Source organism: Pseudomonas sp. 05T35 (assembly GCF_056396605.1).
Genome location: NZ_JBFTLU010000265.1, coordinates 1 through 9,576, shown reverse-complemented (window position 1 = coordinate 9,576; position 9,576 = coordinate 1). Strand labels below are relative to the sequence as shown.

3 protein-coding genes and 3 pseudogenes are annotated in these 9,576 nt (G+C 60.6%); all 6 read left to right on the top strand.

From position 1 onward, the window contains the following. A pseudogene (locus AC1DH9_RS19360) lies at positions 1-127 on the top strand (polyketide cyclase); the annotation flags it as partial. A 269-nt stretch (positions 128-396) separates the two neighbouring features. Continuing rightward, the gene (gene tpx / locus AC1DH9_RS19355; RefSeq protein ID WP_019690760.1) at positions 397-897 is read left to right on the top strand and encodes a thiol peroxidase; all 501 of its coding nucleotides are present in this window, start codon (positions 397-399) and stop codon (positions 895-897) included. A gap of 179 nt (positions 898-1,076) precedes the next feature. Beyond that, positions 1,077-2,255 (top strand): annotated as a pseudogene (locus AC1DH9_RS19350) (MdtA/MuxA family multidrug efflux RND transporter periplasmic adaptor subunit); the annotation flags it as partial. A gap of 3 nt (positions 2,256-2,258) precedes the next feature. Continuing rightward, a pseudogene (locus AC1DH9_RS19345) lies at positions 2,259-5,137 on the top strand (efflux RND transporter permease subunit). After that, positions 5,134-8,241, top strand: a complete 3,108-nt coding sequence (locus tag AC1DH9_RS19340; protein ID WP_427536943.1) for an efflux RND transporter permease subunit — start codon at positions 5,134-5,136, stop codon at positions 8,239-8,241. Before AC1DH9_RS19345 ends, AC1DH9_RS19340 begins: the two are co-directional and overlap by 4 nt. Next, positions 8,238-9,576: efflux transporter outer membrane subunit (locus AC1DH9_RS19335; RefSeq protein ID WP_477808603.1), on the top strand; the 1,339-nt coding region annotated here is incomplete at its 3' end. The genes AC1DH9_RS19340 and AC1DH9_RS19335, both read left to right, overlap by 4 nt.

The following is a 9,576-nucleotide window of genomic DNA, read 5'->3' as shown; positions in this document are numbered from 1 at the left end:
GCTGTACACCGATCGCGTGACCTATGCGGCCATTGGCGGTGCACTTTTCGAGTGGTTGATGGTCAATGCCTACATGCGGCGGATTTTCGAGGCGCGGCATCGCAATATGCTGCGTTTGCTGGGCTGAAGCAGCGTGTATGCGGCCCTGTGGGAGCTAGCCTGCTCGCGATGCGGCCATAACATTCAAGCATCTATGTCGGATGTAACACCGCCATCGTCGGAACGCCGCCCGGAGCAGGCTCGCTCCCACAGGGTGTTGTGTTGGTTGTTAGTGTTGTATCCAGGTTGTGTGACGACTCATGACAATTTGTGTTCGGCCATAGGTCGTCGGACAATTTCGTGGTTAACTTCGACCTCTTCGATATTTTCCAAACAACGTTCAGAAGGACTCCGTTCATGGCTCAAGTCACCCTCAAAGGCAATCCGGTTCAAGTCAACGGCCAACTGCCACAAGCCGGCTCCAAGGCACCAGCCTTTTCCCTGGTTGCCGGCAATCTGTCCGACGTGACCCTGGCAAGCTTCGCCGGCAAACGCAAAGTGCTGAACATCTTCCCAAGCATCGACACTCCGACCTGCGCTACCTCGGTACGCAAGTTCAACGCTCAGGCCAACGACGTGGCCAACACCGTTGTACTGTGCATCTCGGCTGACCTGCCGTTCGCCCAGGCACGTTTCTGCGGCGCTGAAGGTCTGGAAAACGTACAGAACCTGTCGACCCTGCGCGGTCGTGAGTTCATCGAAAACTACGGCGTTGCCATTGCCGACGGCCCACTCAAAGGCCTGACCGCCCGTGCAGTGGTCGTACTCGATGAAAACGACACCGTGCTGCACAGCGAGCTGGTTAAAGAAATCGCTGAAGAACCAAACTACGAAGCGGCGTTGGCCGTTTTGAAGTAACCACATTTTACAATTATTAACGGCCTGGCTCTGTCCAGGCCGTTTTCATTTGTGCTTCAGAGCCTTAGCAAAAAATCGCAAAAGCAGGCTGAAGGTAAATTGCCGGTAAAGGCGCTTTGCTTAAATGCCGTCAGTGCTTATCTTTCAGCCTTCCGTATAAAGATGCCCACACGCGCCCAATGGTTGATCATTCCATGCAATCCTCTGCTTCCCGTCATTCCCGTCGCTGGCTATTTGGCCTGCTGGTCCTGTTGGTCATTGCTGGCCTGTGCTGGAAGTTCTGGCCAGGCGGTGCGACTCATAAGGCCGCGCCAGTAGCAAAAGCCGCGGCCGGGCATGTCGGCAAGTCTGGCGGGATGCGTCCCGGTTTTGGCGGCGCCACAGGACCGGTCCCGGTTCGGGTCGCGCCTGCTGTCGTGGGGGATTTCCCGCTGTACTACAAAGCGCTGGGCACGGTCACTGCGCTGAACACCATCAATGTGCGCAGCCGTGTGGGCGGTGAACTGGTGAAGATTGCGTTTGAAGAAGGGCAGATGGTCAAGGCTGGCGACCTGCTCGCCGAGATCGACCCGCGCCCTTACCAGAACGCCTTGCTCCAGGCCGAAGGCACGCTGTTGCAGAACCAGGCTCAGTTGAAAAACGCGCAGGTGGATCTGGAACGCTATCGCGGTTTGTATGCGCAAGACAGTATCGCCAAACAGACCCTCGACACCGCCGCTGCGTTGGTGGGGCAGTACCAGGGCACGGTCAAGACCAATCAGGCGGCGGTCAACGACGCCAAACTCAATCTGGAATTCACCAAGATCCGTGCGCCGATTACCGGGCGTGTCGGTCTGCGGCAGCTGGACGTTGGCAACCTGGTGTCCGCCAATGACACCACGTCCCTGGCGGTCATTACCCAGACCCAGCCGATCAGCGTGGTCTTTACCTTGCCGGAAAACACCCTCGATACCGTGCTGACCCGCTACCACTCCGGTGCCAAACTGCCGGCTGAAGCCTGGGATCGTGGCGATACCAAAATGCAGGCCAGCGGCGTCTTGCAAAGCCTCGACAACCAGATCGACACCACCACCGGCACACTGAAGTTCAAGGCGCGCTACGACAATCGCGATCTGGCACTGTTCCCGAATCAGTTCGTCAACGTCCGACTGCTGGCCGATACCCTCAAAGGCGTGGTGCTGGCGCCTTCGGCAGCCATTCAGTTCGGCACCAACGGCACCTTTGCCTACGTACTGGACGGTGACAAGAAAGTCACCATTCGCCCGTTGAAGATCGGTGCCAGCGATGGTGACAACACGGTGATCCAGGAAGGCTTGAAAGCCGGTGATCGCGTGGTTCTGGAAGGCACTGACCCCCTGAGCATGCTGGCCATTGTTCTGGCCGGCATGATTGCCTACAAGTTGCTGCCGGTCTCGGCACTGCCTCAGGTCGATTACCCGACCATTCGGGTCATGACCCTGTACCCGGGCGCCAGTCCGGATGTCATGACCAGTGCGGTGACTGCGCCACTCGAGCGCCAGTTCGGGCAAATGCCCGGCCTGACCCAAATGGCCTCGACCAGTTCCGGCGGCGCCTCGGTACTGACCCTGCGTTTCAGCCTCGACATCAACATGGACGTCGCCGAGCAGCAGGTGCAGGCGGCGATCAACGCGGCGACCAATCTGTTGCCCAAGGACTTGCCGGCACCGCCGGTGTACAACAAGGTCAACCCGGCGGACACCCCGGTGCTGACCCTGGCGATCACCTCCAAAACCATGCTGCTGCCCAAACTCAATGATTTGGTCGACACGCGCATGGCGCAGAAAATCGCCCAGATCAGTGGCGTCGGCATGGTCAGCATTGCCGGCGGCCAGCGTCAGGCCGTGCGGATCAAGGTCAACCCGCAAGCCTTGGCGGCCAACGGCTTGAACCTGTCGGACGTGCGCACCTTGATCGGCGCGTCCAACGTCAACCAGCCCAAAGGCAACTTCGACGGCCCGACCCGGGTCTCGATGCTCGATGCCAACGATCAGTTGACCTCGCCCAAGGACTACGCCGAACTGATTCTGGCCTACAAGAACGGTGCGCCGTTGCGACTCAAGGACGTCGCGCAGATTGTCGATGGCGCCGAAAACGAACGTCTCGCGGCGTGGGCCAATGAAAACCAGGCCGTGCTGCTGAACATCCAGCGCCAGCCGGGTGCCAACGTGATCGAGGTGGTCGACCGGATCAAGGCCCTGTTGCCGAGCATCACCGACAACCTGCCGGCCGGCCTCGACGTTACCGTGCTGACCGATCGCACCCAGACCATCCGGGCGTCCGTCACCGACGTGCAGCATGAGCTGTTGATCGCCATCGCCCTGGTGGTGATGGTGACGTTCCTGTTCTTGCGCCGGGCCAGTGCCACGATCATTCCGTCGATCGCGGTGCCATTGTCGCTGATCGGCACCTTCGGCGTGATGTACCTGGCCGGTTTTTCGGTCAACAACCTGACCTTGATGGCGTTGACCATTGCCACCGGTTTTGTGGTGGACGACGCGATCGTCATGCTGGAAAACATTTCGCGCTTCATCGAGGAGGGCGACAGCCCGTTGCAGGCGGCGCTCAAGGGCGCCAAGCAGTGCTCAAGCGTGAACCCAAGCCAGAAGAACAGGGCCGTTTCTACCGGGCCAGCGGTGCGTGGATCGACTGGCTGATCGCCGCCTACGGGCGCAAGTTGCAGTGGGTGCTCAAGCATCAGCCGCTGACCTTGCTGGTGGCCATCGCTACCCTGGGGCTGACAGTGTTCCTGTACATCGTTGTACCCAAGGGCTTTTTCCCGGTGCAGGACACCGGGGTAATCCAGGGTATTTCCGAGGCGCCGCAGTCGATTTCCTTCGCCGCCATGAGCCAGCGCCAGCAGGAGCTGGCCAAGGTCATCCTGGCCGATCCGGCGGTGCAAAGCCTGTCGTCCTATATCGGAGTCGACGGCGACAACGCGACCCTCAACAGCGGGCGCTTGCTGATCAATCTCAAGCCGCACAAAGAGCGTGATCTGAGCGCGGCCCAGGTGATCAGCCGGTTGCAGCCGCAGCTGGACAAACTGGTGGGCATTCGTCTGTTCATGCAGCCGGTGCAGGACCTGACCATCGAAGACCGGGTCAGCCGCACACAATACCAATTCAGCATGTCGTCGCCGGATGCCGAGATGCTCAGCCTGTGGAGCGGGCGACTGGTCGAGGCGCTGCGCAAGCAACCCGAGCTGACTGACGTTGCCAGCGACTTGCAGGACAAGGGCTTGCAGGTCTATCTGGTGATCGACCGTGACGCGGCTTCGCGAATCGGGGTTTCGGTGTCGAACATCACCGACGCGCTGTACGACGCTTTTGGCCAGCGCCAGATCTCGACCATTTACACCCAGGCCAGCCAATACCGTGTGGTAATGCAGGCGCAGGACGGCGAGAAGATCGGCCCGCAGGCGCTGGAACAGATTCACGTCAAGACCACTAATGGCGGTCAGGTGCGGTTGTCCAGCCTGGCTCATGTCGAAGAGCGCCAGGCGCAATTGGCGATTGCGCATATCGGCCAGTTCCCGGCAGTAATGATGTCCTTCAACCTCGCGCCCGGCGTGGCGCTGGGGCAGGCCGTCGAGCTGATCAACAAGGTGCAACAGGACATCGGCATGCCGCTTGGCGTGCAGACACAGTTCCAGGGTGCGGCCCAGGCGTTCGAGGCTTCGCTGTCGAGCACCTTGCTGCTGATTCTGGCGGCGGTGGTGACCATGTACATCGTGCTCGGCGTGCTGTACGAGAGCTACATTCACCCGATTACCATTCTCTCGACATTGCCATCGGCGGCGGTCGGCGCCTTGCTGGCGTTGATTCTCAGCGGCAACGACCTGGGCATGATCGCAATCATCGGCATCATCTTGCTGATCGGCATCGTCAAGAAGAACGCGATCATGATGATCGACTTCGCCCTCGACGCCGAGCGTAATCAGGGCATGGACCCGGCGACCGCGATCTATCAGGCGGCGCTGCTGCGTTTCCGGCCAATCCTGATGACCACCCTGGCCGCGCTGTTTGGCGCGGTGCCGTTGATGCTCGCCACCGGCTCKGGGGCCGAGCTGCGCCAGCCATTGGGTCTGGTGATGGTCGGTGGCTTGCTGGTGAGCCAGGTGCTGACGCTGTTTACCACGCCGGTGATCTATCTGTACTTCGACCGCCTCGGTCGGCGCTGGCGACGTGCGCCTGAGCGTCTGGAGCCGGTAGAGCAGCCATGAACCTGTCCGGACCTTTCATTCGCCGGCCGGTAGCGACGATGCTGCTGAGCCTGGCGATCATGTTGCTGGGCGGTGTGAGTTTCGGCTTGCTGCCGGTGTCGCCGCTGCCGCAAATGGATTTCCCGGTGATCGTGGTGTCGGCGAGCCTGCCGGGTGCTAGCCCCGAGGTCATGGCCTCCACCGTGGCGACGCCGCTGGAGCGATCCTTCGGCGCCATCGCCGGGGTCAACACCATGAGCAGCCGATCCAGCCAGGGTTCGACCCGGGTGATCCTGCAATTTGACATGGACCGCGATATCAATGGTGCGGCGCGAGAAGTGCAAGCGGCGATCAACGCCTCGCGCAACCTGCTGCCCAGTGGTATGCGCAGTATGCCGACCTACAAGAAGGTCAACCCGTCCCAGGCGCCGATCATGGTGCTGTCGCTGACCTCGGACGTGCTGGAAAAAGGTCAGCTCTACGACCTGGCCTCGACCATCCTTTCGCAAAGCCTGTCTCAGGTGCCCGGTGTCGGCGAGGTGCAGATTGGCGGCAGTTCGTTGCCGGCGGTGCGCATCGAACTCGAACCGCAACTGCTGAACCAGTACGGCGTGGCGCTGGATGATGTGCGCAACACCATCGCCAACGCCAACGTGCGCCGGCCCAAGGGCTCGATCGAAGACGATCAGCGGATGTGGCAGGTCCAGGCCAACGACCAGTTGGAGAAGGCCAAGGATTATGAACCGCTGATCATTCGCTACCAGAATGGCTCGGCATTGCGCCTGGGCGATGTGGCCAAGGTTCGCGACAGCGTCGAAGACCGCTACAACAGCGGTTTCTTCAACGACGACGCGGCAGTGCTGTTGGTGATCAACCGCCAGGCCGGCGCCAACATCATTAAAACGGTCAACGATATCAAGGCGCAGTTGCCGGCGTTGCAGGCGGTGTTGCCGGCCAGCGTCAAGCTGAACCTGGCGATGGACCGTTCACCGGTGATCAAGGCGACCTTGCACGAAGCGGAAATGACCCTGCTGATTGCCGTGGCACTGGTGATTCTGGTGGTCTACCTGTTTCTCGGTAACTTCCGCGCGTCGTTGATCCCGACGCTGGCGGTACCGGTGTCGCTGGTCGGTACGTTCGCGGTGATGTACCTCTATGGCTTTTCGCTGAACAACCTGTCGCTGATGGCGCTGATTCTGGCAACGGGGCTGGTGGTGGACGATGCCATCGTGGTGCTCGAAAACATTTCGCGGCACATCGACGAAGGGATCGCGCCGATGAAGGCGGCGTACCTGGGCGCCAAGGAAGTCGGTTTTACCTTGCTGTCGATGAACGTCTCGCTGGTGGCGGTGTTCCTGTCGATTCTGTTCATGGGCGGGATCATCGAGAGCCTGTTCCGTGAATTTTCGATAACGCTTGCAGCGTCAATCGTGGTGTCGCTGGTGGTCTCGCTGACCCTGACGCCGATGCTCTGCGCCCGCTGGCTGAAACCCCACATACCCGGCGAAGAAAACCGTTTGCAGCGCGCCAGTCGGCGCGCCAACGACTGGATGGTCAAGCACTATGCCAGCGGCCTGGATTGGGTGCTGCGTCACAAGCGGCTGACGCTGCTCAGCCTGTTTGTCACCATTGGCGTCAACATCGCCTTGTACGTGGTGGTGCCAAAGACCTTCCTGCCGCAGCAGGACACCGGTCAACTGATCGGTTTTGTCCGCGGCGACAATGGCCTGTCGTTCAATGTCATGCAGCCGAAAATGGAAACCTTCCGCCGTGCAGTGTTGAAAGACGATGCCGTGGAAAGTGTCGCCGGTTTTATCGGCGGTACCAACGGTACCAATAACGCTTTCATGCTGGTGCGCCTGAAGCCGATCAAGGAACGCAATATTTCTGCGCAGAAGGTCATCGAACGGCTGCGCAAGGAAATGCCCAAGGTCGCCGGTGCCCAGTTGATGCTGATGGCCGACCAGGACTTGCAGTTTGGCGGTGGCCGCGAACAGACCACCTCGCAATACACCTACATCCTGCAAAGCGGCGATTTGTCGGCGTTGCGCGAGTGGTACCCGAAAGTCGTCGCTGCGCTCAAGGCGCTGCCTGAACTGACGGCCATCGACGCCCGCGAAGGGCGGGGTGCTGCGCAGGTGACGCTGGTGGTCGATCGTGACCAGGCCAAACGCCTGGGGGTCGACATGTCGATGGTCACCGCCGTGCTGAACAACGCCTATAGCCAGCGCCAGATCTCGACCATTTACGACAGCCTCAACCAGTATCAGGTGGTGATGGAGGTCAATCCGAAATACGCCCAGGACCCGATCACCCTCAATCAGGTCCAGGTGATTACCGCTGCCGGTGCGCGCATTCCGCTGTCAGCGATTGCCCACTATGAAAACAGCCTGGAAAACGACCGGGTCAGCCATGAAGGGCAGTTCGCTTCCGAAAGCGTCTCTTTTGATATGGCCGAAGGCGTCACCGTTGAACAAGGCTCGGCCGCCATCGAGCGGGCGATTGCCAAGCTGGGGCTGCCGGAAGAAGTGATCGCCAAGATGGCCGGCACTGCCGACGCTTTCGCGGCGACCCAGAAGAGTCAGCCGTGGATGATTCTCGGTGCGCTGGTGGCGGTGTATCTGGTGCTGGGCGTGCTGTACGAAAGTTACGTGCACCCGCTGACCATCCTCTCGACGTTGCCTTCGGCAGGTGTCGGTGCGTTGCTGTCGATCTATGTGCTGGGTGGCGAGTTCAGCCTGATTTCGCTGCTCGGGCTGTTTTTGCTGATCGGCGTGGTGAAGAAAAACGCCATTCTGATGATCGACCTCGCGTTGCAGCTTGAACGCCATCAGGGCATGGAACCGCTGGAGTCGATTCGCAGTGCGTGTCTGTTGCGTCTGCGGCCGATTCTGATGACCACCCTGGCGGCGATTCTGGGCGCCTTGCCCTTGTTGCTCAGCACCGCCGAAGGCGCGGAAATGCGCCAACCACTGGGCCTGACCATTATCGGCGGGTTGATTTTCAGCCAGGTGCTGACGCTTTTCACCACCCCGGTGGTTTACCTCTACCTCGACCGTTTGCGCCATCGGGTCAACCGCTGGCGTGGGGTTCGTACCGATGCTTCTCTGGAAACTCCGCTATGACTGACCGTTGCCCACTCAACCTCGACGCACCGATGGCCCGGCGCCTGGTATCGGCCCGTGGTTCGCGTTTGCTGAGTCTTTCGCTCAGCGTCTTGATGCTCAGTGCCTGCGCCATCGGCCCGGATTATCAGCGCCCGACAGTGGCCGAGCCGGCACAGTACAAGCAGGCGGACGGCTGGCGTCAGGCGACGCCGAGTGATTCATTGGCGCGTGGTGCCTGGTGGGAACTGTACGGTGATCAGCAGCTCAACGGGCTGGTCGAAAAACTCAACAGTGCCAACCAGACCGTTGCCCAGTCCGAAGCCCAGTACCGTCAGGCTCAGGCGTTGGTCCGCAGTGCCCGGGGGGCGTTTTTTCCGACGGTTGATCTGAGCGCCGGGAAAACCCGTTCCAGTCAGGGCACCGGTAGCAGCAGTTCAAGCCTGAGCAGTACCAACAGTGGTATCCGCGACACCTATAACACTCAGCTTGGGGTGAGCTGGGAAGCGGACGTCTGGGGCAAATTGCGTCGTGGCCTGGAAGCCGACAAGGCCAGTGCCGAAGCGAGTTTTGCCGACCTGGCCGCCATGCGCCTGAGCCAGCAATCGGAGCTGGTGCAGAACTACCTGCAATTGCGAGTGATCGACCAGCAAAAGCGCCTGCTGCAAGCCACGGTCGAGAATTATCAGCGCTCGCTGCAAATGACTGAAAACCAATACCGTGCGGGAGTGTCCGGCAAGGACGCGGTCGCCCAGGCGCAAACCCAGCTCAAAAGCACTCAGGCCGACATGGTCGACCTGATCTGGCAGCGTGCGCAGTTCGAGAACGCGATTGCGGTGCTGATCGGCTTGCCGCCGGCTGAGTTCAATCTGGCTGAAACCCGGAACATTCCAGCATTGCCGCAGGTTCCGCTGAGCCTGCCCTCGCAACTGCTGGAGCGACGCCCGGACATCGCCTCCGCCGAGCGTTCGGTGATTGCCGCCAACGCCAACATCGGCGTGGCCAAGGCGGCTTACTACCCGGACCTGACCTTGAGCATGAGTGGCGGCTACAGCAGTAGCAGTTACTCTAACCTGATCAGCTTGCCGAACCGTTTCTGGTCGGTGGGGCCAAAACTCGCCATGACCTTGTTCGATGGCGGCCAGCGCTCGGCGGAAGTCGACCGCACGGAGGCGGCCTACGACCAGACCGTGGCCAAGTATCGGCAAACCGTGCTCGACGGGTTCCGCGAAGTCGAAAACTACCTGGTGCAGCTCAAGGTCATGGAAGACGAAGCAGCAGTGCGTCAGGAAGCGCTGGACGCGGCCCGCGAGTCGTTGCGCCTGACCCTGAACCAGTACAAGGCCGGGTTGATTG